This window comes from Emticicia sp. (assembly GCF_043780375.1).
Classification (GTDB): Bacteria; Bacteroidota; Bacteroidia; order Cytophagales; family Spirosomataceae; genus Emticicia.
The window spans coordinates 1-25,714 of sequence record NZ_JAYWCU010000066.1; the positions used below are offsets into that span (position 1 = coordinate 1).

The window sequence follows — 25,714 nt, forward strand, 5'->3', positions numbered from 1 at the left end:
TTTGTACATATTATAATTATATATTTTTACAAAATTAGGCGAGTTTGTCTTTTACTCGTCTAATTTCTCCAAGTATTATTATTTGTGTACGGTTTTAAAGTAATTTTCTAATCCTAGAGTATCGGTTTCGTCAATTAACAAAATTTCAGCCGATTTTAGTTTTCCTTTTGTGCCTGCACTCCAAGTTTTTGGAGCGGCTATTAATGGTTTATAGTAAGGTGCGGTCATAGCAATGTAGCTTTTTTTCAACTCCCAACCTTTACCAAAATCGCCCCACGCTTCCAATTTGGCATCTTCCAAGCCCCATTCTATTAGTTTATTTTTTGAATAATTGGCAGCACGCATAAATCCTGGCGAACCTTGGAGACGTGGTCCATTGGCATCGGTTAAGTTAAAAGCGATGTCCATTACTTTTGAATTTTGTAGTCCTTCTTGTCGAATTTTTTTGACCATTTCTAAGTCAACTTTTTCTTCTTGAGCCATTGCTCCAAAAGAAAACACGCTAAGTGCAATTGTAGGTAGTAGTTTTCTCATTATAGCTGTTTTTGGTTTGTTTCTGCTAAAGATAGAAATTCGTAGCCACGAATTCAAAATAATGAGATTAATTAAGCTTTTGACCTGATTAACTGAGGTTGGGGGTTGATGTTTGACTTGTTGGAAAGTACATTTTTTCAAATAATTAGACAAAAAATAAACCTCTCCGTAAAGGCTTTTCCAGAGAGGTTTATTTAGTTTTTGTTCATTCTAATACTTTAAATCAAAAACCGCCCCAACATACACAATTCTACTAATCGGTGCGGAACCATAAACTGTAATTGCGTTGGAATTTGTCAGGTTCATTCCACCCAATTTAAAAGTAGTTTTTAGCGGTTTTGCATGATAATTTACCTGAGCATCAAGCGTACCAAAAGCCATAATTTTACCTTCATCGAAAGGCATAAAATAAGTATAAGTATCGCTCCAACGATAGTTAATTGAGTACGCTAAATCTTTCATTATCAATCCATTAGCTCCTAAATTAAATTTGTGCTTTGGCGTATTGAAACCCGCAATCAAGCCTTTTATGTCCGAGATTTTCGACCAAGTATAGTTTCCGTAAAGGCTAATATTTATATTTAAACGATAATCAGCACTTATAAACGCTCCTTGCGTAGTTACTGGCTTGTCGAAATTTGCCCAAGTCTGAATAAATCTTCCACGAGTGCGGTCGGTACTTGGTTTTGCCCAATCACCCGTTTTTATTCCTGTAAAATTTCCTTCGGGCATCACGCCATCTTCACGCCCTTGGAAACGAACAATTCCGATAAAACCATTGTACAAACTTCTATAATAACTCAAATCAATCTGTAAATCTTTGGTAAGCAATGCTTTATAGCCTAACTCCCAAGAATTCATTTTTTCTGGAGCGAGTTTCTTCACTTCGTAAGGTGCTGTTCCTGCCGAATTAAGTCCTTTAAAACCATTTTGGGTATTGCCAATAAGCAAAATACTGCCATAATCTAAATAAATGTATTGGTCGAGTTGAGCTGGAGCTCGGTAAGCTGTTGAATAATTGGCTCGGAAGTTATGATTTCCTGATGAATAAACAGCCGATATGCGTGGCGAAAGTTTGGCATCAAAATTCTTGAATGCATCTAATCTTGCTGCTGCTGCCAAAGTTAATTTTTCGTTCCATACTTTTTGTTGAACTTGCCCATAAACTCCTGATTCCCAATTAGTTATCGCATTTCTTTGTTCGGTATTTAGCGGCGAATAAATGCCGTCCGAAAACAAAGTTCCATTAGATTTTAACAAATAAGTTCGGTAAGCTCCACCCACCACTACATTGGTAGTTTTGAAACGAAACTCACGTTGTGCCGAGAAATCTACATTGCGAGCCGTATTAGCAAAAGCCGCTCCTTTTATGTTTGTACCATTTACTTTCAAATCGCCAATACTGTTGGCAACTTGCTGCGTTACTCGTTCAAAAACTGTGGGTACTGATGCCCCTTGAATTTGCTTTATTTGCAAATTTTGGGTCAGATCAAAAGCTAATTTTGCCGCATTTTCAATACTTTGTCCACCTTGAATATTAGGTAAAGTAAAGGCAGTCGGCACGCCGCCATTGACCGCATCGGGCATAAAAACTCCTGCTAAGTTTCCGCCACCAAAACCATTACTACGAGCCGCCGAAAAAATCTGATTCCACGCATTGAAATAATTAGCAGCAATTGTAGGAAAAGTACCATTCGCAGGGTCGGTCATTCGCATATTTTGCAGGGCATTTGCTACGCCACCGAGTTCGTATGCCTTTCCTCCATAATCGTACATTGAGTAGGCACGCACAAACCAACGGTCATTTTTAATCTCAAATTTGTGCAAATCATACTGCATTTCTCGCCAAGCAAAGCGACTTGTGCTTTGAAAAACACCATTTCCAATTGATTTTCGGTATTCATATGAAGCCTTGGTCTTTTTATTAATTTTGAAATGCAACGAAGGATTTAATCGTAAATTTCCAGCTTTAAATGAATCTCCAAAAAAGCCAAATTTTGAACCACTATTTGCCGACAAAATTTCACTTTCTTTGAAACCTGGCATATAAATTCGATAAGGCTTTCCGTCATTATATTTAGTAAAATCAGGGTTCGTTATAGTTGAACCAATATCACCAAAATAGTTGATTTTATTCCAGCCAAAAGGTGAACCGTAGGCATTATTTGCCGCATCCGAGCCAACCAAACCACCTTCGGTAACAGATTTAATTGCGGCATCAGATTCACCCAAAAACTCATTTCCAGTAATAAAATTGGCATTGAGTTTAAACGCAAAACGTTTGGCAAACACTTGTGCATAACGAATTTGGGTATCAAACAATGACCTCGAACCACCACGCACCGAAGCCGTAATTCCTTGGTTTTTGAACGGGTCTTTGCTCGTCATTAGCACCACGCCATTCAAGGCTCCAGAGCCATAAAGGGCAGAGTTTGCTCCGTAAATAACTTCGATATTGTCAATATCCAAGTCAGGCGTTCCCATCCAATTTCCGCCATAAAGCGATGATGTTGGCGACATAAATTCCACATTATCAGCCAGTTGCAGTAATCTTTCGGCTTTTGCACTATTAAATCCTCGTGTACTGAGGCTCGTTACAAACCAACTCGACTGACTCACATCAATGCCTTTATAGCGTGCCAACGACGAAATCAATTCGATACTTGGCGAGTTTTGCAATTGCAAAGCGGTTATTTTCGTAACCGAAATAGGGGCTTTAAAAATACTTTCTTCAATTCGGGAAGCCGAAACTATAACTTCATTTAAGGTTTTTGCACTATCTTGAGTGATGGTTTGTCCATAGACATAATTGGTTACTAAATTTAAAAATACGTAAACGACTTTCTTCATTTTTTTTCTTTGGTTTAAATTTTTAGCCACAGTCAATTGATGATAATCAACAATTAATTTCTATCTATCGACCATTGTCTGTGGACAAACGACTAATTACTCCTCAATCCACTTCTTAAACTGGGTGGCGTTTTCTTGACTGATACTTACTTCTGCTTTAGCGAGGTGCAAGAGTTCAAGGGCGATTTTGCCTTTAAATGAGGGTTTGAAACTCAAAATGGCATTGATATGTACAATAAACTTGCGGTTTACTCGAAAGAATTCTCTATTTGGCAATTCTATTTCCAGTTCGCTTAAACTTCGCTCAACTGTATATCGCTCACCTGTTCGGTCTATTAAAAATACAATTCTTGATTCTGTATAAATAAAGGCAATTTGGTTGGTAAATATTACATAATAATTCGTTCCTTTCTTGGCAATAACTCTATCTTTCTGAAAAATATTTTTTGTATTGTCTGAACCATTTTTTAAAGAATATTGCTTTAAAAAGTGCGTTTTAAGCGATTCGTATTTATCTAAAACTCGATTTATTTCATCTTTTTCAATTGGCTTTCTGAGGTAATCAATCGCACTAAAAACCATAGATTGCGACCAATATTTATCATAAGACGACATAAATATGACAGGAAATGTTGAGCTAAATTCTTGAAATACTTCAAATATCAGCCCATCTGGCAATTCTACCTCGCACAAAGCTAAATCTGGTAAACCTGCGGTAGTAAGCCACATTTTTACTGCTTGGTTAGTTTTCAAATACTCAATAATCGCCAAAGGGTAATATTCGGCTAAAACTTGCGTAATTAGCCTTGCATGAGTTTCATCTTTTTCTACCAAAAGAATAGTCATTGGCAATTTGGGTAATAAGATTTCCGCTTTCAAGCGAAGATTTTCGGTTTTGGCGAAATAAAATTTGCGTTGCAAAATTACAGAGAACAAATTAGAATACAGCCATTTTACAAGCGACAGTCCACCGACATTAGCATAAACGCAAGTTTCTCAGCAAAAACACATCAAAACAACTATTATTAATAAATCAACGTCTATAAAAGCGAACTTCAATTCTCAACACCATTTATGAAAAAGTCAAGATTATTATTCACAGCAATGGGTCTGTGGCTATTTATTGCGTGTAGCAAAAACACCGATACGGTTACTCCCTCCAATTCGAATCCAGATTGGACGACCGAAAGCCATAGCAATGAAGCTGACCCAAACTATACAATGGTTTTCCCGCAAGATAAAGTCAATAGTCTCGAAATTACGATGACCAAAGAAACTTGGCAGGCAATCAGAACAGATATGATTTCGGTGAAAGGAGGTGACTTTGGTGTGGGTGGAACTCAACCCGTTGGTGGAGTTGGTGGCGTAAATAGCTCGACGGAACCAAAATATGCTGCTGTTTCAATAAAATTCAATGGAAAAGAATGGCAAAAGGTTGGATTTCGACTAAAAGGCAATTCGAGCCTTTCGTCGATTTGGCGAGGAGGAATTTATAAATTGCCTTTCAGAATGCAATTTGACGAATTTGAAGAACAATACCCCGACATTAAAGACCAGCGTTTTTATGGCTTTAAAGACGTTTCGATGTCGCCCGCTTTCAAAGACAATTCATTGATTCGTGAGAAAGTGGCTTCTGATATTTTCAGAATGGCGGGCATTCCTGTAGCACAAACAGCTTTCTATAAAGTATATATCAATTTTGGTGATGGACTAAAGTATTGTGGTGTTTATACGATGATTGAAGCTATTGATGATACTATGCTAAAATCTCAATTTGGCGAAAAAAAAGGGAACTTATATAAGCCAGAATCTACTTTTCAGACTTTTTCGCAAACCCAGTTTGAGAAAAAAAGCAACGAAGATTTAGCGGACTGGAGCGATATTCAGGCGACAATTACGGCATTAAATGCCACAACTCGCACCTCAAATCCTACAATTTGGCGTGAAAACCTCGAAAAAACTTTTAATGCCGACCATTTTATTAAATGGCTTGCCATTAATACAACTTTGGTGAGCTGGGATACTTATGGAGCAATGGCACATAACCATTATCTCTACAATCATTCTTCTAAAAAATTTATGTGGATTCCATGGGACAATAACGAAGCTCTTACGAGTAATGCAAGAGTGCAACTGTCTTTATCGGGTGTTGCCAACAACTGGCCATTAATCAATTATGTTGCCAATGATCCTGTTTATTATGCCAAATACAAGGCGTATGTGAAGGATTTTAACGACAATATTTTCACTGCAACTAAAATGAATGCTATTTTTGATAAAGCCACGACCTTGATTACACCTTATGTAAATGGCACAGAAAAAGAAGAGAAACCATATTCGAACCTTACAAATATTTCAAGTTTTACATCGGCCTTGCCAATATTGAAACAACACGTAATGAGTCGAAATCAGGCGGTGAGTGCTTTTTTGAGGTAATTTTTTATTTTTTGAGTTTAACAATAACATTTAAGGCATTGGGCGAAAAAATAATGGTATCAGATTTGTAACCTGTTTTCTCAAAAACTAAAATTACATCAGGACATTTTGTGCCACTTTCAACATCTGTAAACTGAAAATGTCCATTGGCATCACTTTTTATAGTGCGGTACGATTCTGTTTTTTTATAAATCAGAACATCCGACAGCGTTTGCATAGATTGGGCATCATATAAACTGCCTTCAACTTTTTGAAGGCAATCGCAACCAAAAATTAACATAAGTAATAAAAACGAGCTTATTCTAATGCAGTCTTTTATTGTTTTTTGAATAAATGTTGTTTTCACGGCATCAATTAATTTAATATTCAAAAAAAATAAAACTCAAATTACATTGCTAAATTACAAAAGATTTCGAGGTCTGAATATAGATATGCCCATTTATATTGAACCTGTTTGCAGTCGAAATTAAACGTTTAAACAGGTTAATATACAAACCTAAAACCTTTCTACACTTTGACACTAATTGGTTAAAGGCTACGTATTTTGCCAAATACAAGGCGTATGTAAAAGATTTTACCGAAAATAGCTTTACTTCTGCCAAAATGAATGCTATTTTCGACAAAAATTACAATTTGATTTCGTAGCCGGTGATGCAAAAAGTAGCCTCTTATTCTTATTTATCGAATACAGCGGCATTTACCACTGCTGTTACGCAACTGAAAGCTTAATGTTGTAACAAGAAATCAGGCAGTTGCTACGTTTTTGAAATAGTCTTTAAAAATTGATACTAATGAAATATTTATTAATGATTGTACTCCCTTTTATAGGGATGGAATCTTTTGCCCAAAGCAAAAAAGAAATTCGTAAAAATAACATCAAAGGTATTTCGGAAGTTATTACCGAATACGAAAATGGGAAAGAAAGTACGCATAACGACGTTTCTAAAAAGTTCGATAAAGAGGGCGAGGTTATTCAGGAAATCAATTATGATAAAAATGGCGTTTTGAAGGAAAAGATTTTGACCAAAAATAATAAAGATGGCGATAAAATCGAAGAAATTATTTACGATGCTAATAGTAAGCAAAGCTTGCGATATATATACAAATATAATAATTTCGGTGAAAAAACAGAGGAAATACAGTATGATGCTAAAAATGCGGTACTCACAAAATCTGTTTATGTGAATAATAGCAAAGGATTAAAAGCTGAGAAAAAAACGTATGATGCCAAAGGCAAATTAATTCAAATCAAGAAATATATCTATGAATACTGAGTTTTTTTTCAACCGAATAAAGCAGGAGTGTGAATTGTTTGAGCCAATTACCTTAGCCGAAATGGATGGTGTAAAACTCATGGATAGAATGGATACAAAATACATAATTCCAATGAATTTGCTCCCTTCAATTTTGGCTGATGCAAAGCAATATTACTACCTTTTAGAGACAAATAATGAGCGACTTTGTTCCTATCAAACCCTTTATTATGACACCGAAAACTTAGCACTTTATCACCTCCATCAAGTAGGGAAAGAAAATCGTTATAAAGTACGTTCACGAAATTATGTAGGCTCGAATTTACAGTTTTTTGAAGTAAAATTTAAGAATAATCGTGGCAGAACAATCAAAAAACGCATTAAAACCGATGGTATCAATGAGCCTCATTTGGAAGATAAAAGTTCGGAATTTTTGTCAAAAATCAGTAACTTAGAACCCGATAATTTGCAAGGAATTATGTGGGTAAATTATACTCGACTAACACTCGTCAATAAAAATAGTCCCGAACGCCTCACAATTGATTTAGAATTGACTTTCAAGAATGATACCAAGGAAATTAAGTATGCACAAATAGCGATTGCCGAAATAAAACAAGAGAAAATCGGAGCATCACCGATTGTAGATGTTTTCAAGAAGCATCATTTAAAAGAAGGTTCGATAAGTAAATATTGCTTCGGTATTATTAGTCTTTTTGAAGGCATTAAACAAAACAATTTTAAGAAACACCTCAGAAGAATTTCCAAAACACTACACCAATATGACTCTATTGCAACAAATGCTTTCGCCTGATACTTTACAAACTGCTCAAGCCGCCTCTTTCGAATTATTTGATAAACTTTCAAGTAAATTTTTCATCCGATTATTAATTGACTTAACTTCGGTTTTTGTACTTATCAGACTTATTTACTACCGAAATTATAAAAAAGCTGACCAGTATCTAACATTTTTTGCCTTCAACTTAGTTATTTTTCTCATCACCTACCTACTCAACAAAGTAGAAATGTCGATGGGGGCTGCTTTTGGCTTGTTTGCTGTTTTTTCGATGCTTAGGTATCGCACAGAAATTATTTCAACCAAAGACATGACCTATTTGTTTTTGGTAATTGCTATTGGCTTACTTTCGGCAATCAGCAAGGGTGGTTGGGACGAACTGGCTCTTTTGAATGGCATTATTCTATCGGCAACGTTTTTGTTAGAGAGCAATTGGCTTATCAAAAAAGAGTTTACGAAAATGATTCATTACGAAAAAATCGAGTTAATTCTCCCCGAAAAAAGGCAAGAATTAATTCAAGATTTAAAAAAACGTACGGGTTTAAATATTCATCGAGTAGAGATTCAAGAAATTGATTTCCTGAAAGATGGCACTCGAATGACGGTATATTATTACGAGTAACAATTTCGACTCGACAAAAAAAACAAACGTATATGTATAAAAACGAATCACTCTTTTATGAAAAAATACTATAAAATTCTCTTATTTCTACTCGTTTCATCTGCTATTCAAGCTCAAAAAAAATCTGAAGTTGATTTTCAGACTCGTCCTGCTATAACCTTAAACCTTGATTTGAAAAAAGGCTGGGAAGTAAGTACACAATATCGAGCAAAGTTCAATCAAAATTCGAGTAATTATAGAGGTTCATATCTTTATTTAGATGTTGAAAAAAAACTTAATAAATACCTTTATGCAGGAGTTGGTTATCGTTTTGGACTCGTTGGAGGAGAAAAGTTTAACCGTTTTTCGGGAAGTATAGAAGGAAAGTATAAATATAAAAAATTGACATTCTCGTTGCGAGAATTATATCAAACTCAACAACAAATAATTAGTGATGATGACGAGGGAACAGCCGAAAACTACCTGAGAAGTCGCTTTGGCGTAAAATATAGTATCAGTAAAAGGTTAGATTTTTCCCTTTCAACTGAGCCATTTATGCACAAAAAAGATGGTGTTTTTGAAACTGATTTTTGGCGAAATAGGGCAGGAATCACCTACGAATACATGAAAAGAAAAAGTGTTAATCTGTTCTATATTTGGCAACCTGATGTCAATAAAAAATACCCTGACACCAAAAATATCGTAGGAATTAACTTTATTTTTGGCATAAAGGTAAAGTAGCCTATATTTGAATTTAAATTCTAAAATATGCCTAATAAACTCGAAGCTTGGTTGCGAGGTTCTTTGCCCAATATTTCGCCACTTTTGCAGCCTGTGGCTCATGCTTTGCTACAAACTCAAGAAGAAGTTGCCGAAATTATGCAAAGTTTTTCGGAAGAAAACCTTTGGAAAAGACCTGCAAATGTAGCGTCGGTTGGGTTTCATTTGCAGCACCTCACAGGCGTACTCGACCGTCTATTTACTTACGCCCGTGGCGAATCGCTTTCACAAACTCAGTTGACGGCACTTACTTCTGAAGGAAAAGAAAATCAAACTATTCTGGTAAAAGATTTAGTTGAAGCATTCAACACACAAATTATTATGGCACTTGCCCAACTGCAAATAACCAATTCTGAAACATTGACCGAAGTAAGGGAAGTCGGTCGAGGGAAACTTCCTTCAACCGTGATTGGGCTTTTGATTCACGCTACCGAACATACTACCCGTCATTTAGGGCAGTTATTGGTTACGGCAAAAGTGGTAGAGTTGGCAGTTGATTGATGAGTTTAATGGTATTTTTGCGATTGCCAGTCAATATTGCATTATAAATTTGTTGCACTTCAATTTTAGCTTTTTTCTTCGAAAGAAAGTTTCCTAAAGAATTTTCTACTTCATACAATAGACCATTTATCTGCACATTATCAGTATCCATCAAAACGGCTGCTCGCAATTGACTAATATTCTTCTCAAATTCAACAATCTTATTCTGTTCGGGTGAGTTTTCTATCAAAAAATGCTTTGTTTCAAAAGTATCTTTTGGAATACCGTTGAAGGCATAATAACAAATAATAAGCATAAAAATTGCTATGGATAAAAGATTTTGGGCGTAATTTTGTCGAGAAATTGTTGCTTGCATTGCGAGTGTTTTTTCTACAAAATAGAGCATTTAATGTAAATTGAGGTTTATCGCAATATTAAGAAAAGATGAAATTTTACTTTCTCATTAAGTATTTTTCAAACTTTAACTTACAAAAATACTTCTCCATTTCTTAACATTGGCACAATATTTAGTTCATATCATTTGCCGAACTTTGTGGCATTAAAATAAATATAGTACGATGATTAAGAGTAATTTTAAATTAAGCCAAACTCACTGGAGATACACAGTGAAAATCACAAACGGACTTAGTGAAGAACGTTTGTATGATGACACCGATGAAGATTCATACGGTGATGCTTTTGAAAGTGACGATTTTGATGAAAACTTCGACGATAATTTCGCCGAAAATTTATCAATTGCCGCTTAATTTCCTTCGGATTAAGTAAATTTTATCATATAGTTTTGTTTAGGTTAGTAATCAAAGAATTAGCAGAGGAAGTTTTCTCTGCTTTATTTTTTTTATTTGTTTTTCTCTTCTAAAAGTTCAAATAGCTTTCTTTACATTTTCATAACATCCTCTTAATTAACACTTTACATTAATTTCGGTAATTTGTGTGCATGAAAAAACACAAGCATTTCCGAACCATAGTACTTTCCGACATCCATTTAGGCACAAGCGGCTCAAAAGCAAAAGAAGTTACCGAATTTTTGAAACAATACCGCTGCGAACGCCTCATCTTAAATGGCGATATCATTGACGGTTGGGCTTTGAAAAAATATGGTAACTGGAAGAAAAAACATACTACGTTCTTCAGAGTAGTTTTGAAAATGATGGATAAATATGATACCAAAGTAATCTATCTACGAGGAAACCACGACGATTTTCTTGACCAAATTTTACCTCTTGTCGTAGGTAAACAATTCCAAATCAGGCGAGATTATATCTTAACATCGGGCAATAAGCGATTTTACGTGACTCATGGCGATATTTTCGATAGCGTTACAACCAATATGAAATGGCTTGCTCATTTGGGCGACTTGGGTTATACTTTTTTGCTTTGGCTCAACAAAAACTATAATAAATACCGTGAATGGAAAGGTTTGCCTTATTATTCTTTGTCGCAAGTAATAAAGCAAAAAGTAAAAATGGCTGTCAATTATATAAATGATTTTGAAGATAAACTCGCAGAATTGGCAAAAGCCAAAGGTTGCGATGGTATTATTTGCGGGCATATTCATCAACCAGCTATCAGAGAAATAGATGGAATTTTATACCTAAACTCAGGCGATTGGGTAGAAACCATGTCAGCTTTAGTAGAAGATTTTGATGGAAATTGGAGTTTGGCTTACTATTCAACAAGCGATTCTATTGAGGCTAACAATGCTGACTTGCTAGACAATGACGATGAAGACGAAGTAACAAAAGAAAAATTTGTATTGCTCAGAATTGCCGCTTCTTTGTAAATATACAATAGTCAACAAACAGTTTTCGGTAATCTACACTATCACCACTTTACAAATAAAAACCCTTAAAGGCCTGAGGATAAATATCGCTCGACTTATGAAATATCTATTTATTATTCAAGGTGAAGGGCGTGGGCATTTGACTCAAGCAATTGCTCTTGCCGAAATGCTCGAAAGCAAGCAACACGAGGTTGTAGGTGCTTTAGTAGGTAGTGCCGATGGGAAAAATGCACCAAAGTTCTTTACCGATAATTTCAAAAAAATCACTATCTCCTTCAGAAGCCCTTGCTTGACTTATTGTAAAGAAACAAAAGCATTAGATATTCGTAAAACCTTGTCTAACAGCATTTTAAACATAAGCAAATACATTCATAGTCTTCGAAAAATCCAAGACACTATTAATGATTTACGTCCAGATATAATCATTAATTTCTATGACATTTTGGGTGGAATTCATCAATTTTTATTTCGTCCAAAAGTACCAATGGTTTGTGTAGCTCATCAATATTTATTGCTCCATCAAGACTTTGAGCATCCAAAAAACCACTGGTTTGATAAGTTTTTGGTCAATACCAATACTCGAATCACAGCTTTAGGAGCAGCCAAAAAAATAGCATTGTCATTTACTCCATTCTCTAACGACAAAAAAAGAGGAATCTTTGTTGCTCCCCCCCTGCTTCGCTCCGAAATTCATGCCCTTAAAACCACTCGTGAAGATTATATTTTAGCTTATGTAACGCAACATTCGCTCGCCGAAGAACTCGTCAAATGGCACGCCAAAAACTCGAAAGTAAAAGTTCATTGCTTTTGGGAGAAACCTCAAAATACAGAAGTCTATAAATATTCTCGTAACCTGCATTTTCACAAAATAAATGCCAAAAAATTTCTGGAAATGATGCAAAACTGCAAAGGTTTGGTAACAACTGCAGGTTTTGAGTCAGTTTGTGAAGCCATGTACTTGGGTAAACCAACTTTGATGATTCCTGTGCCGAAGCATTATGAACAATCCTGCAATGCTCTTGATGCAAAACGTGCAGGTGCGGGCATTACAGGAACAAAATTCGATTTGAGCAATTTCATTAACTATCTACCTCATTATCAAGATATTAGACCAGATTTTCAGGCTTGGCAAGGGCAGGTTTCAAGAGTTTTCTTACGAGAAATCGATGATGTTTTCTATGTTAATGAACCCATTTATGAAGATGTTTTTCCTCAATTATCATTAGTAAATGCCTGAAAACGCATTGTATTGGTGCAAAAGTCGTGGATAATTAGTTTTTCTATTTCCGTTTAATGCCCTTACCTTTGTTGGGTTAAATTTTTTGCTTACTAAAAATAATCCATTACAGATGTCGAATTGGTATCAAGGAAAGATTCGCTACCAGAAGGTAGATGAAAATGATAGAACAATCAAAATTACAGAAGTTTATTTGGTAGATGCAGTTTCATACACCGATGCCGAGGCACGAATTTACGAAACGGTTGCTTCCAATACACCTGATTTTCAGTTATTTGGGCTTTCAAGAATGAAGCTCAGCGAAGTGTTTTTTGTTGATGGTGGTTCTGAAACCTGGTATAAATTGAAAGTAAACTTCATTAGTTTCGATGAAAAAGCTCAAAAAGAGAAACGCACCCCTTTCAATATGCTCATCAATGCCGAAAACCCTTTAGAAGCATACAATTTATTGGCAGAAAGACTCGGAACGGTAGAGGATTATCAAATTACAGACATCAATATCACTAATATTTTGGAGGTAATTCCTTACGAAAAACCCGAAGAAAAAATATTGAAAAGTGGCAATTTTAAGCCATTGGCAGAAGTGATGGCGAATGCTTAATTCTGAATAGTCAATGATTAATGAGCCGAATAAATTGGCTATTCGGCTCATTTTTTGCTTTTTTTAGTCGAATAAATGAGGATAATTATCAAAAAAGAAAAAATCGGAAGCATAGCCACCGATTTTTCTGATTTTTAACACCAATATGAATCAATTTAACTACCGAAGTAGTTGATTCAAGTCTCAGCCATAAGCTGATAATTTTTTTGTTTGCACAAATATCTTTTTTATTCCGTAGACTATAGACGACAGAATAACTCTTTTTAGCTAAACTTCTATTCTTGATGGACTGTGGATTTTCCCACCCATTCGTTTACTTTTTTGTCGTAAACCAGCATAAAATCTGGCCATTCGATATAATGTTTCATACCCAAATACTTATCAAGATTGCCATTTTTTACTAATTCTTGAAACAAAAAAGCACCTCTTTCCTTCACTATTGCTTCCTCCAAATGAGGTGTATTGACTATTTCTTCAAAATCAGTTGGCATCAATGAGCCCGCAGCGACGGTCGCCTGTTTTAACTTAAATTTCCCCAAAACTCCTCGACGGTATTTAAGTGTATTTCCCACGGGGCGAATCAAGAAAAAATAATGAGTACTATCGGCTGATATATAATAGTTTTCGAGTGAAAACTTTGGTAAACTTTGTACGTAATACTGTCTAAATTGTGCTTGGGTTCGTGTAGCGTTGTTGGCGTAAGTTGGCTTTATATAAATATATGTAATGATATTTGTCAATAAAGTATCTTGTTCGCTTTTATTAAAATATTGGCTCGGACGGCGTTCCGTAGCTGTATTTGTATTGCTTTTGCAGGAAAATATAAACAATGGAATTAATAAGAGAAAGGCACTTTTTTTCATATTGGTGTAGTTGTTGATGAAACTTTGTAGATAAACTCTCCGAAAGCCTAATTTTCGGAGAGTTTAAATTTAATCGATTGCCTACCGACTATTTTACATATTTAATAGACTGTGGGTTAAATTCTGCCCAAGTTTTGGTCCAGTCTGTATCTTTGAATGCACCTACGAAATCAGTTTTGTCAAAAAATGCTGGTAAAGTAGTTGGTAATGCAGCACCGATTAAAGATTCAGCAGCACCTGCAGTCAAAGTAAAAGTTGGTGTACCAGCTCCCCAAAGAGTTGCACTTAAACCTGTTTTGCTTGTATTTGCCAAAATTTTATTTCCTTTCAAAGCACTAAACCAAGCAGTTGGTGTTTGTGTACCAATTAGAATTGGAGTTAAAGCGGCATTTTGCTCAACATCTGATACGGCAAAACCTTTAGGATTAGTAGCAAAGCCTTGTCCCCAACCATTTGTTCCCCAAGCATCAACACCTGCCAAAACAATGTTTTCTAAAACGATTTCTCCTTTTTCTGCATTCACTTTTGCACTACCTCTTTGGCTATCAATATACACACCATTTGGATAGCCTGTGATGAATGTATTATAAATTTTCAGTTTGTTATTTCTTCTCAATTGAGCACCATTTTGGAACTGAATATTGATTGAAGTTTCGGCTTTGCCTTTTGCACCGATGATTGACATATTAGCAAAAGTAGCTGCTGTAAATGGTGTATTTGAAGAACCATTGGCATCGTTATCAACTTCAAAGCCATTTGAGCCAGATTGGTCGGCTTGTGTAGTTCCACGAATACCAACACCATACTGAATGTTTCCAATAAAACCATTATCTACATCAAAATCATCGTCTAAGCCACGATAAGCAATCAAATGTTTTGCGTTTACAGTTCCACCAAACCACTCGAATGAATCATCTAAGCCATAAGTTGCTTGCACGTAGTCAATTGTAGTACCATTGCCAACCGAACCAAAAGTAAATGAGTTAATTTCTTGGTTTGGATTTACTGGAATACCAGCATACTCAACACGTAAATATTTTAATGAACCTGAGTTATCAGCAGCATCAGTACCACCATGAAACGCACCATATCCACCTTCTAATTCACGGTTAGTTTTATCGTCTGGTAAGTTATTTGGAGCTTTACCACAGATTACCAAGCCACCCCAGTCACCAGCTTCTTTTTCACCTGGATTTCTTTCTGAAGTCATAACGATTGGTTTATCAACAGTTCCGTTAGCATTAATTTTGCTACCACGTTGTATTACCAAAGTACCTTTTGTAGCACGGTCGCCAATAATAAGTGTACCAGCTTCAATTGTTAGAACACCCGTTTTAGTAGTTGTTCCAAAAACATCTTCTTGTCCGACACGTACAAAGCCAACTAACTTGTAGATTTTGTCGGCCGTCCAAGTTATATTTCCTTCTAAGTTTCCTTTAATTTCTACAATAGGCGTTGGAGGAACAGCTGTAACGGTTACTGGAATAGTTGTTAAGCCCGAAGATTGGTTGCTATTATCTAATACTTGAATAGTAAAGTTAACAACTGTACCCGCTGCTAAGTTTTCAACGGTATATTCTTTTGTATAAGTTGTCGAAGTTTCGCCAGCATAAGTTTTTGAATCAAAAGCAGCACCATTTTTCAAAACAGTTATAGATTTGATACCACCTGGGGCAGAGATAGCTGCCGTAAGGATTACTTTTGCATTAGGAACTCCCGAAAGTGCTGTTCCAGTAGAAACTGTTGGAGCAGGAGCTATTTCGTCTTCTTTTTTACAAGCACTAAAAATCAACGCCATAGAAAGCATTATCATTAAAGCCTTTGTAATTTTTGTTTGCATTAATTTCATTGTCTTCTTGAATTTTGGTTATTTATTGGAGCTTTATTGGAATTATTTTTTGTTGAATGTGTATGATAAACCCAATGAATAAACTCTACCAGACCTGTATGATTGAATGATTTGGTCGGTGTCTATATCAAAGTTTCTATCTTGATTACCATCTTGAAGAACTAAATTTCTTGAGTTTAGGATGTCAGTAACGCCACCTTTCAAAAGCAAACTTTTGCCTATTCCCTTCGAAAATGTAACATCAATTACGTTTCTTGGCATTTCGTACCAATCTGGATACTGAAAACCGTAATTGTTACCTACTGCATAGATACGCTTACCGATTACATTATACAATATATTGATTTGTAATTGTTTCTTGGAGTCGCTATATCCTAAGCCACCATTAATAACATAAGGAGATTGCCCTTGCAACGGACGATTATTAGACTGATTGGCTGCTATTGATGAATTAAGTTTTACACGGCTATAAATAAAGGCTGCATTGAAAGTCAAATTCAACTTACTTATAAATGAAGACTTTGTAATATTTTCGAGCGATTTACGAGTTTCTAATTCGATACCTGAACTATATGCACTTTCAGCATTTTCAAAACTCAAATTGGGGTTCGACCCACTCGCAAAAACAACCTCAATTGGATTAGTAAACTTCTTGTAGAATCCTGCAATACTCACAATTTCGGAGGGAGTTGGGTAAAACTCATAACGAAAGTCGAGGTTCTGTACTTGAGCATTTTGTAATTTTGGATTTCCAGTAATATTTCGGTTATTGACAAAATCATAGAATGAGAATGGAGCAATTTCTCGAAACTCAGGGCGATTTAATGTTCGACCGTAGGCTACACGAAACAATGATTTTTCGGAAAGGTTATAAGTAATGTTAGCTGAAGGCAACAAATTAGTTTTTGTATTATTATAATTTAAAGGATTGTTAATTAAATCATAACTATCTAATTTTTGACTATTGTTTTCAACTCTTACTCCTATTATTGCATTTAGTTTTTTTGTCAAAGAATAATTTCCTGATACGTAATATGCCATCAAATTGTTTTTGGCAGAATACGAATCATTCGGATTAGTTTGTTCATCAATTTTTACACCAGTTGTATTATTTATATTTGCCGAAGCAAATATTTGTTCGATTGGCAAACTACCTGTGTTAAAATTAGCACTACTTGCTTGAACATAGCCTAAGTTACGAGCATCGAATTGTCTGTTTTTCATTTCGTAAAAAACACCCATTTTTAACTCTAACTCTTTATTATCTTCTTTTTGTGCAGCTTTTTTAACAACTATTTTTTGAGTCAAATTAACACCACCGGTATAAGAATTTTCAATCATTTGAATATTTGTTCTACCTAAGTTAAATGTCTGAGCCGAACCTTGGGGTACTAATAAAGTAGGAGTAGTTCCATCAATATTGTATCTGAAACGTTTGTAGTCGGGCTGGTCACGGTAGGAGTTATTATATCCTAAAACCCAATCCAAAGTAGTTTTGTCTTTTATTAAAGTATGTTTTCCAACTAATTGACCCGAATAAATTCCGCGATACACTTGGTCAAACGAGCGAATATTCCATTTGTTACCGCTATCAAAACCTGTACGATTAACAAACTGTCCATTACTCATTTGGTTAAACAAGTTTTTCAGTTCAATTGTATTATTATCATTCAGTCTAAATGCCCAGTTGTGCAAAACACCTAAACGTATAGCATGTGTATATTGCTTATCTGAAAAGTTGAATACCTCACCAGCTTCACCATTTTTTGCAATTTGACTAAACTCAAAGTCATTGCGTTGCATATCAAAATTAGTATAAGCATTGCTGTAATTTATTGCTGAAAAGTTACCAATTCTTAAACCACCTTTTTGAATTTTAAAACCACCCGTCAACGATAAACGCAAATCTGGCATAGCAGTCGATTGCAGGGGAGTCCAATTGTTTTTCAATGATTGTCCGATTTGAGCTAAACGCTCAGAGCCAGCACTATTAATTTCATTTTTGGTAGCTGGAAAGAACTTTGGTAAATCGCTGTATCCATCGTTAAAGCCTAAAAAATAATTGTTGCCATGTTGTGGCTCAAAAAAATCTTTATTCGTTGTTCCTTCACGATATGAACCACCCAAATCAATGGTCAAGAAATTTTGGTCAGGAATACTTTTTGTGAAAATTTTCACAACACCACCCGAAAACTCACCTGGTAATTCGGCAGCTGGGCTTTTGAAAATTAGAATGCGGTCGATTTGATTACTTGGGATAATATCGAATGAAAATGAACGAACATCGGTTTCCATACTTGGCGTAAACACATTGTTCAGCATTACAGTATTATAACGCTCATTCAAACCCCTAATATTGATAAAGCGATTACCGAAGATGGTTACGCCTGGAACTCTTTTTACTACTTCAGCAGCATTTCTATCAAGCGTTTTACCAATTTGTGCTGATGAAATACCACTTACAATCATTTGAGAAGCCTTGATTTCAGAAATAACCGAAACTTCTGTGCCTGTAATTCTATTGGCAACTACTTTTACTTCTTGCAAAACCACTTTGTCTTCTTGAAGTGTAGTATTTATTTCTATAACTTTATCAATTTCTGCTGTTACTTCTATTTCTTTTTGTTTGTATGAAACATAAGAGATAATAACTTTTCTTTTTCCGACAGGAACTTTTGAAATAGAGAAGAAACCATTAATATCGGTTGATACTCCTAAAGTAGTGCCATCTATTCTTACTGTAGCACCTATAATGTCTTCGTCGGTTGCGGCATCTTTAATTGTGCCACGAACGACACCTGTTTGAGCGAAAGAAATGATTGAGAGAATTGCAAAAAAGAAGGTAAGTAAAATTTTTGATTTAATTTTCATAACTAATATTGGTGTTTTTGATTTTGAGTGCAAAGGTCGGCATCCAATATTAACTTAATGTTAAGTCAATGTTACGAGTTGGTTATGATTAGAAATACTTAGTCTTTTACCTAAGTTTGTTTTTTTGTAGAAAAGTTATCAATTCTTGTGGTCTGTCAGTTTGTAAAGCCTTAATAACCAGCTTAATAGCTAAATTCCAACTTTCGGTATTGTCTTCTACTTCCAACGTATTTAACCAAATTGGTATGTTAATTTCAGTTAATTTTTGTGTGATTATTGTATCATACATTTTATATGTTCCGACTAAGACTGAGATTGGAAAGCTCAAAATGAATGCCTCAAATTCAAATGGAGTTTTGATATTGAAAGGAGGGCTGGTAACAATCGGAATCGTTGGAGCAACTTTTTTCCATTGAAAAATTTGTGTTCGTGAGCAGTAAATAACCACGTTATTATTCATTTGGTATCTTTCAAGCAAAGCGAAAATCTTTGTAGGTTCAGCTTCTTTGATATTCAAATACAGATTTATTTTACCCTTTGCCTCCATCAAAAATGCAGAAAGTGTAGGCGGATTGATGTTTGTTCCTTTAATTTTTAAATTTCTGAAATCAATCGTTGACATTTCTGAAAGTTTCCCTTTTCCATCGGTTGTTTGCTCAACATTGGCATCGTGCATCACCACTGGCACGCCTTCGAGGGTTGAGCGTACATCAACTTCCACATAATCTGCTCCAATCTCAATAGCTTTTTGTAGCGATTCTATCGTATTTTCAGGCACATCAACATGATTACCTCGATGGGCAATAACAATGAAGTTATTTTGTGTTTTTGGAAAGATGACTTTTGACTGACAAAACACTAAACTTGGAAACAACAAGAGTAATATTTTAAACTTATAAGAGACCATTTTTTTTAAGATTGACTTGGCTCAAAATTACAAGCCTGAATCTTGATAAACCTCCAACTCGCATTAACTTATTGTTAATTTTCGGTAATTATTATAGCGTTTTTGTAAGCTTTGTTTCGTTCGCTTCAAAAAAACTTACCTTGAGACAATTTTCATTTGGTATCAAATCTAAAAAGTACATAAAAAAACCTCATGAGATTTTAAATCCTATGAGGTTTTGTACTTGAAAATGTAAAATATTATTCAAAACTCTTAAAATTAAAATTCTGCATGAGCCCGTAAAGTAAAAACATGAACAGGCCCTCGGTCTTTGTTATATGCAGGATTGACTACAAATTGATAGTTTGGCGTTACCCAAAAATGGTGGGAATATAAATGAATGGCGTAGTAAGTCTCAAATATTTTTTCTAAGCCATAATTCAATTTTCCATCACCAATAATAAAGCCGTAGCCACCATTGGCTAAATAATTACGATGTTCGGTCGAAAGTCCGTTTGCAAGTATTGCTACGCCAAAAGTATCTTTTGGTCTTTTCCATTTGTTACCAGCATTTGAAAACCCTAAACTTATCGAACGGTCAATTTCGGTAAAAGCCCAAGTTTCATTTTTGCCATCGTTCCAACTGGTTCTGAAAAACAAACCTGCATTATCGTTCAATTTTTGCTCAATATTTAGTCCAAATCCTTTTTTTGTTCTTCCGTCAATTCGAGTTTGAGTAATGTCTTTATCTGTCCTTTTGATAGCTTCAGAATAACTTCCCATGTAGGTTTTTGTGAAATACCCTAATAGTCGGATAGTCGTTTCTTTGCCTGATTGTCCAAAAGTTTTATCAATTTCTGCCGAATGAGAATAGTTTTTAGCAAAATTATAGTTCAAATAAGGGCCATTGGCACTTGTTGGCACTGCCGTTGTGCTAAATCTTGCACCAAAAGTTGCACTTCCGTATTCGACCACATAACCCGAAGTATAGCCTCTTACGTTAGCCGCATAATCCCACGCTCCGTGGCTCATCAGTGACCAGTTCAGAAATTGGGTGCGTGGGTCGTGGCTATAAGCATTTTTATCAAAAAAATCAGATAAACAAAACTTTCCCAAAACTACCCTTAAATACTTTTTGGGGTCTTTGGTTACTACTTGATTTACCCCTTCTTCTACATCTTCGGATTCATTGCTTAACGCAAAAGTTTGTTTCAAATAAAGTCGTGCCAAATAGATTTTCGGGGCAGCATCTCCCACTCTAAATGCCTCACCATTTGTAAATCCTGCTATACCTTTTGCTCCGCTTAAACCACTTCCGCCCGACAATTCGGGGTTGAAATATGCTTCGCCACCTTTCCAAAGTTTTGCTCCTGCAAAAAGTGTTGAAGTAATAGAATATTGCGTTTCTCTTTGTGGAATCAAACTATTAGTGCCTGTATAAGGTGCATTGAGTTTAGGTTTTGACTGCGAAACAATTGTTTGCTGAAAGTGAAATGTGAAAGGGCTTTGTGCTTTTAATTCACTTAAAAACAATAAGAAAACCAAGAAAAAGAAGTGTTTTTTTAGTGTTTTTGCCAATTTGCTGCTATACAATTTCTTCATGTTTAGTTCGGTTAAAAATCCAGAAGATAATTGGAAAAACGAGCAAAGTCAGAATCGTAGCAGTAATCAGTCCACCAATGATGACAATGGCTAATGGCTTTTGAGATTCTGAACCAATACCTGTGGAAATAGCGGCTGGCAAAAGTCCGATTGATGCCATGAGAGCAGTCATTACCACAGGGCGGGTTCGCACTTTTACTGCTTCGGCAATGGCATCGTTGAGTGTCATTTTGAATTTAATGTTATTATGAAATTCAGAAATCAGAATAACGCCATTTTGGATACAAATTCCGAGCAGAGCAATGAAACCAACGCCCGCCGAAATACCGAAGTTCATGCCAGTAACATGCAGAGCAATAATACCGCCAATGATGGCAAAAGGCACATTTGCCAAAACCAAAAGTGAATCTTTAACGTTGCCAAACATGATAAAAAGCAAAACAAAAATACCTATCAAACTAATGGGAACGACTTGCCCCAAACGAGCACTGGCTCGCACTTGGTTCTCAAATTCGCCCGTCCAGCCAATTGAATAACCTGTTGGGAGTTTTACGTTTTTTTCTACTCTTGCTTGTGCATCAGCAATGGTACTTCCCAAATCTCTGTCTCTTACTGAGAATTTCACCCCGATAAATCTCTTGGTATTGTCACGATAAATAAAAGCTGGTCCAGTTATTTTTTTTACATCAGCAATTTCTTTCAATGGAATTTTTGCTCCACTGATGGTGGGTACTTTCAAGTTAATGATGTCGTTTTCGTCTTTTCTATACGCTTTTTGATAACGAACCCTGATGTCAAATTTCTTCTCACCTTCATACTTTTGTGTAGCGGTTTTTCCACCGTAAGCCAATTCCAAGACTGCTTGTGCATCGGCAGGATTTACGCCATAAGCCGCCATTTTTTCACGGTCAAGCACTACACTAATTTCGGGTTGCCCTACATTTCGAAGAATACCCACATCTTTGATTCCATCCACATTTTTGATTTGGTCAAGCACTTTATTGGCTATTTCGTCCAATTTATCCAAATTATCACCGTAAATTTTTACGGCATTGGAAGCATTGATACCTGCTACCGATTCTGCCACATTATCAATAATCGGTTGTGAATAATTATAACCTATTCCCTGATATTTCTTCAATTTTTTATCCATTTCCTCAACCAAACCATCCATCGAAATTTTACGTTTCCATTCTTCTTTTGGTTTAAGATTTACTTGCATCTGCACATAATAAAAACCACTTGGGTCAGTACCATCGTTACTTCTACCGACTTGCGAAAGCACACCATTTACTTCTGGAAAACTTTGAAGTTCTTTTCGAAGTGTAGCCGTAGTTTTGACGGTTTCGGTCAAACTGGTACTCATTGGCAATTTTGCTTCTACCCACAAAGCACCTTCATTGAGTTGAGGCAAAAATTCTGTTCCAAGAAAAGTTGCAGAAAAAAACGTACCAGCCAAAATAATAAGCGACCCTACCAATGAAATCATTTTATGTCTAAATGTCCAACGGAAGCCTTTTTCTACAATTCTATTCCAAAAATTTACAAAAGGATTGTTTACTTCTTTTACATTTTTATTGAGTAAAAGATGTGACATCACAGGCACGAAAGTGAGTGTAAAAATTAATGCTCCGATGAGGGCAAAACCGAGTGTATAGGCCAAAGGCGAAAACATTTTTCCTTCTACTTTTTGGAAAGCAAAAATTGGAAGTAGAGCCGTAATAATGATTAGTTTTGAAAAGAAAATGGCTTTACCCATTTCTGTTCCTGTTTTCTTAATCATGCTACCTTTGGCAATTTTATTGAAGGCAGGCATGCCCATTTTGTGGGCTTTATGGTCTAACGCCACAAAAAGCCCTTCGACCATTACAACCGCTCCGTCAATGATGATACCAAAGTCAACTGCTCCAAGACTTAGTAAATTGGCACTCATTCCTTTCAGTTTTAGGCACAAAAAGGCAAAAAGCAAGGATAAAGGAATAATAATTGATACAATAAGGGTTGTTCGCCAGTCGGCCATGAACAAAAATACGATAACTGTTACCAAGATTATTCCCTCAAAAAGATTGTGCATTACTGTTCCCGTCGTATAATTCATGAGGTTGTCACGGTCGTAAAATGTTTCCATTTTTACGTCTTTCGGCAAAATCTTGTCGTTCAACTCACCAATTTTGAGTTTCACTCTCTCCAGCACCTCTTTTGGATTTTCGCCTTTTCGCATCACCACTATTCCTTCTACTATGTCGTCGTTTGCATTCAAACCCACCTGACCTACACGTGGCATTGAGCTTTCATGGACATCGGCTAAGTTTTTGACTAAAATCGGATTTCCACCTGCATCATCAACAATAATATTTTCAATATCTTGAATAGAACTCAACAATCCAATGCCACGAACTACGTAGGCTTGTCCATTTTTTTCAATCACATCTCCACCTACATTTAAGTTACTTTTGCTGGTTGCTTCAAAGACTTGGAGCGGTGTTAGGTTATATTTCGAAAGGCGATTTGGGTCTACACTTATTTCGTAGGTTTTTTCTTGTCCCCCAAAAGCTACTAAATCTGCTACCCCTGGCACTGCTCTTAATTGGCGGTCAATTATCCAATTCTGAATAGTCAATAAATCACGGGTATCACGAGATTTGCTTTTCAATACATACCTAAATATCTCTCCCGTAGGCCCATAAGGTGGCTGTACATCAGGCTCAACACCATCGGGTAGGGCTACATTTCTTAATAAATTATTGACTTGTTGGCGAGCAAAAAAGTCTTCTACATCATCATCGAAAATGATTTTGATAACCGATAAACCAAACATGGTTATACTACGAACACTCGTTTTCTTTTGAACTGAATTCATCGAAATTTCGATGGGTGTTGTTACGAAACGCTCAATTTCTTCGGCACTCCGTCCATTCCACTCAGTTACAATAATTATTTGAGTATTAGTAACATCAGGAAATGCTTCAATAGGCATATTGCGAAAGGCAATAAAACCAGAAACAGCCAAAATACCGACCCAAAAGAAGGTAAATCCCTTGTTTTTTAAGGAAAAGGCAATAATGTTTTTAATGAATTTATTCACGATTTTTGTGTTTTTAACTAAGGAAATTGGTAAGGGCGTACTACATATGCCCTATGTTCGAACAGTGGGCGTATGCGATACGCCCCTACATATTTTTTAAAAATCAATCATTAATCGCATCATAAATCAATAATTGATTATGATTTATTACTTTTTCGTTTTCTTTCAAACCACTCGAAATGTAAGTGATGTCATCTACTTGACGGAAAACCTCCACAAGGCGAGTTTCGATGTTATTTTTATCATGGTAAATCATGACGTAGTTTTTGCTTTTGTCGAAAATGATTGCTTCCGAAGGAATTGCAATCATAGATTTATCTTCGGTATATGACAACTTGATAGTAGCTCTCATTTCGGGTTTGAGCAAATAATTTGGATTTTGTAGAATGATACGCACCTTCATTGCCTTCGTTTCGGGGTCAATGATGTTGAAGATTTTATCTACTTTTCCTGAATAAATCTTGTCGGGGTCGCTCAATGTAGTTATAGAGGCACTTTCGCCCAACTTTACTTGATTAATGTCGCTTTCGTTGACATTGGCGATAGCCCAAACCTCATTAATTTGGGCTATATCGAAGATATTATCGGTTTTATCGCTTCTCAAAAGCATGTCTTGGTTGATGTGTTTTTCGATTACAAAACCACTAATCGGAGCTTTTACTTCATATAAAGAACCCGCCTTGATGTTGTAAATCTTATAGGTTTCATCCATGCGATTGAGTTGTGAATTAGCTTTATCAACGAGTCCTTTAGCTTCGATTACATCACGCTCGGCATTGAGTTTTCCTTCGAATAATTCTTGTGTTACTTTCAAACTATTTTTAGCAATGAGCAAGTCATTTTTAGCATCAATTAATTGTTTTTCAAAGTCAGCAACTTCAGTACTTCTTATAATTGCCAGAACTTGCCCTTTTGTAACGTAGTCTCCTAATTCGACATTTACTTTAATTACATTACCACCCACAATAGGAAAAACCTCTATTAGTTTGTTATTATCAGCCGTAATTTTTCCATAAAAATTCAACTGATTCTTTAGTGCTATCATCTTAGCAGGAGCATGAGTGGTGGTTTTCTCCATTGTTTCTGTCAAGGTAAAACCCTCTACCTTTTGCTCAGTTTCTTTTTTCTCGGCACAAGCAAATGCTAACAACGAAAGCACTGAAAATACATAAAATCTATTTTTCATATT

Annotated in this window: 22 protein-coding genes; 10 read left to right on the forward strand and 12 right to left on the reverse strand. The window is 35.7% G+C overall.

Annotated features, from left to right (window positions below; translation table 11 throughout):
- Window positions 1-78: 78 nt before the first annotated feature.
- From ACH2CJ_RS04850 to ACH2CJ_RS04860, 3 genes are all read right to left on the reverse strand, one after another.
- On the reverse strand, window positions 79-534 hold the full coding sequence (locus ACH2CJ_RS04850) for a hypothetical protein (protein WP_394991111.1): 456 nt from the start codon (window positions 532-534) through the stop codon (window positions 79-81).
- Between the two features lie 210 nt (window positions 535-744).
- Window positions 745-3,384, reverse strand: a complete 2,640-nt coding sequence (locus ACH2CJ_RS04855) for a TonB-dependent receptor (protein WP_394991112.1) — start codon at window positions 3,382-3,384, stop codon at window positions 745-747.
- 96 nt (window positions 3,385-3,480) lie between these two features.
- Complete coding sequence (locus ACH2CJ_RS04860) at window positions 3,481-4,305, reverse strand: LytR/AlgR family response regulator transcription factor (protein ID WP_394991113.1); 825 nt, start codon at window positions 4,303-4,305, stop codon at window positions 3,481-3,483.
- A gap of 153 nt (window positions 4,306-4,458) precedes the next feature.
- Between ACH2CJ_RS04860 and ACH2CJ_RS04865 the strand changes: the two genes are divergently transcribed.
- Window positions 4,459-5,820, forward strand: a complete 1,362-nt coding sequence (locus ACH2CJ_RS04865; RefSeq protein WP_394991114.1) for a CotH kinase family protein — start codon at window positions 4,459-4,461, stop codon at window positions 5,818-5,820.
- Between the two features lie 4 nt (window positions 5,821-5,824).
- Here ACH2CJ_RS04865 and ACH2CJ_RS04870 read toward each other — a convergent pair whose 3' ends face one another.
- Window positions 5,825-6,100 carry a hypothetical protein gene (locus tag ACH2CJ_RS04870; protein ID WP_394991115.1) on the reverse strand — a complete coding sequence of 92 codons (276 nt, stop codon included), beginning with the start codon at window positions 6,098-6,100 and terminating at the stop codon, window positions 5,825-5,827.
- Window positions 6,101-6,611: 511 nt separating this feature from the next.
- On the opposite strand from ACH2CJ_RS04870, the gene ACH2CJ_RS04875 reads away from it, so the two are divergent.
- From ACH2CJ_RS04875 to ACH2CJ_RS04895, 5 genes are read left to right on the forward strand one after another with little or no spacing between them, the layout of a single operon-like run.
- On the forward strand, window positions 6,612-7,094 hold the full coding sequence (locus ACH2CJ_RS04875) for a hypothetical protein (protein WP_394991116.1): 483 nt from the start codon (window positions 6,612-6,614) through the stop codon (window positions 7,092-7,094).
- Entirely contained in the window at window positions 7,084-7,884 is an 801-nt protein-coding gene (locus ACH2CJ_RS04880) for a polyphosphate polymerase domain-containing protein (RefSeq protein WP_394991117.1), read from the forward strand. The genes ACH2CJ_RS04875 and ACH2CJ_RS04880 overlap by 11 nt, the downstream gene beginning before the upstream one ends.
- Window positions 7,853-8,488 (forward strand): DUF4956 domain-containing protein, encoded by a 636-nt coding sequence (locus ACH2CJ_RS04885; RefSeq protein ID WP_394991118.1) that lies wholly within the window; start codon window positions 7,853-7,855, stop codon window positions 8,486-8,488. Before ACH2CJ_RS04880 ends, ACH2CJ_RS04885 begins: the two co-directional genes overlap by 32 nt.
- Before the next feature lie 57 nt (window positions 8,489-8,545).
- Window positions 8,546-9,208: a DUF2490 domain-containing protein gene (locus tag ACH2CJ_RS04890; protein ID WP_394991119.1), complete on the forward strand. Its 663-nt coding sequence runs from the start codon at window positions 8,546-8,548 to the stop codon at window positions 9,206-9,208.
- A gap of 27 nt (window positions 9,209-9,235) precedes the next feature.
- Window positions 9,236-9,748 (forward strand): DinB family protein, encoded by a 513-nt coding sequence (locus ACH2CJ_RS04895; protein WP_394991120.1) that lies wholly within the window; start codon window positions 9,236-9,238, stop codon window positions 9,746-9,748.
- Here the strand turns inward: ACH2CJ_RS04895 and ACH2CJ_RS04900 are convergent.
- A complete protein-coding gene (locus ACH2CJ_RS04900) occupies window positions 9,714-10,133 on the reverse strand; it encodes a hypothetical protein (protein ID WP_394991121.1) in 420 nt (139 codons plus the stop codon). The genes ACH2CJ_RS04895 and ACH2CJ_RS04900 overlap by 35 nt on opposite strands.
- A 220-nt stretch (window positions 10,134-10,353) precedes the next feature.
- On the opposite strand from ACH2CJ_RS04900, the gene ACH2CJ_RS04905 reads away from it, so the two are divergent.
- The 4 genes from ACH2CJ_RS04905 to ACH2CJ_RS04920 all read left to right on the forward strand — a co-directional run bounded on the left by ACH2CJ_RS04905 (window position 10,354) and on the right by ACH2CJ_RS04920 (window position 13,369).
- Window positions 10,354-10,494 (forward strand): hypothetical protein, encoded by a 141-nt coding sequence (locus ACH2CJ_RS04905; protein WP_394991122.1) that lies wholly within the window; start codon window positions 10,354-10,356, stop codon window positions 10,492-10,494.
- Between the two features lie 191 nt (window positions 10,495-10,685).
- Complete coding sequence (locus ACH2CJ_RS04910) at window positions 10,686-11,531, forward strand: UDP-2,3-diacylglucosamine diphosphatase (protein WP_394991123.1); 846 nt, start codon at window positions 10,686-10,688, stop codon at window positions 11,529-11,531.
- Window positions 11,532-11,628: 97 nt separating this feature from the next.
- Window positions 11,629-12,768, forward strand: coding sequence for a glycosyltransferase family protein (locus ACH2CJ_RS04915; protein WP_394991125.1), 1,140 nt, complete (start codon window positions 11,629-11,631; stop codon window positions 12,766-12,768).
- A gap of 112 nt (window positions 12,769-12,880) precedes the next feature.
- Window positions 12,881-13,369: a DUF4494 domain-containing protein gene (locus ACH2CJ_RS04920; RefSeq protein WP_394991126.1), complete on the forward strand. Its 489-nt coding sequence runs from the start codon at window positions 12,881-12,883 to the stop codon at window positions 13,367-13,369.
- Between the two features lie 275 nt (window positions 13,370-13,644).
- Here ACH2CJ_RS04920 and ACH2CJ_RS04925 read toward each other — a convergent pair whose 3' ends face one another.
- The 7 genes from ACH2CJ_RS04925 to ACH2CJ_RS04955 form a co-directional block, all read right to left on the reverse strand.
- Complete coding sequence (locus tag ACH2CJ_RS04925; RefSeq protein ID WP_394991127.1) at window positions 13,645-14,232, reverse strand: hypothetical protein; 588 nt, start codon at window positions 14,230-14,232, stop codon at window positions 13,645-13,647.
- An 88-nt stretch (window positions 14,233-14,320) separates the two neighbouring features.
- Window positions 14,321-16,081: an Ig-like domain repeat protein gene (locus ACH2CJ_RS04930; RefSeq protein ID WP_394991128.1), complete on the reverse strand. Its 1,761-nt coding sequence runs from the start codon at window positions 16,079-16,081 to the stop codon at window positions 14,321-14,323.
- A gap of 42 nt (window positions 16,082-16,123) precedes the next feature.
- Window positions 16,124-18,952 carry a TonB-dependent receptor domain-containing protein gene (locus ACH2CJ_RS04935; protein ID WP_394991129.1) on the reverse strand — a complete coding sequence of 943 codons (2,829 nt, stop codon included), beginning with the start codon at window positions 18,950-18,952 and terminating at the stop codon, window positions 16,124-16,126.
- A gap of 106 nt (window positions 18,953-19,058) precedes the next feature.
- Window positions 19,059-19,859 (reverse strand): glycerophosphodiester phosphodiesterase family protein, encoded by an 801-nt coding sequence (locus ACH2CJ_RS04940; protein ID WP_394991130.1) that lies wholly within the window; start codon window positions 19,857-19,859, stop codon window positions 19,059-19,061.
- 258 nt (window positions 19,860-20,117) lie between these two features.
- Complete coding sequence (locus tag ACH2CJ_RS04945) at window positions 20,118-21,440, reverse strand: carbohydrate porin (RefSeq protein ID WP_394991131.1); 1,323 nt, start codon at window positions 21,438-21,440, stop codon at window positions 20,118-20,120.
- Window positions 21,424-24,525, reverse strand: a complete 3,102-nt coding sequence (locus ACH2CJ_RS04950; RefSeq protein ID WP_394991132.1) for an efflux RND transporter permease subunit — start codon at window positions 24,523-24,525, stop codon at window positions 21,424-21,426. Before ACH2CJ_RS04950 ends, ACH2CJ_RS04945 begins: the two co-directional genes overlap by 17 nt.
- A 103-nt stretch (window positions 24,526-24,628) precedes the next feature.
- A complete protein-coding gene (locus tag ACH2CJ_RS04955) occupies window positions 24,629-25,711 on the reverse strand; it encodes an efflux RND transporter periplasmic adaptor subunit (RefSeq protein WP_394991133.1) in 1,083 nt (360 codons plus the stop codon).
- Window positions 25,712-25,714: the final 3 nt, after the last annotated feature.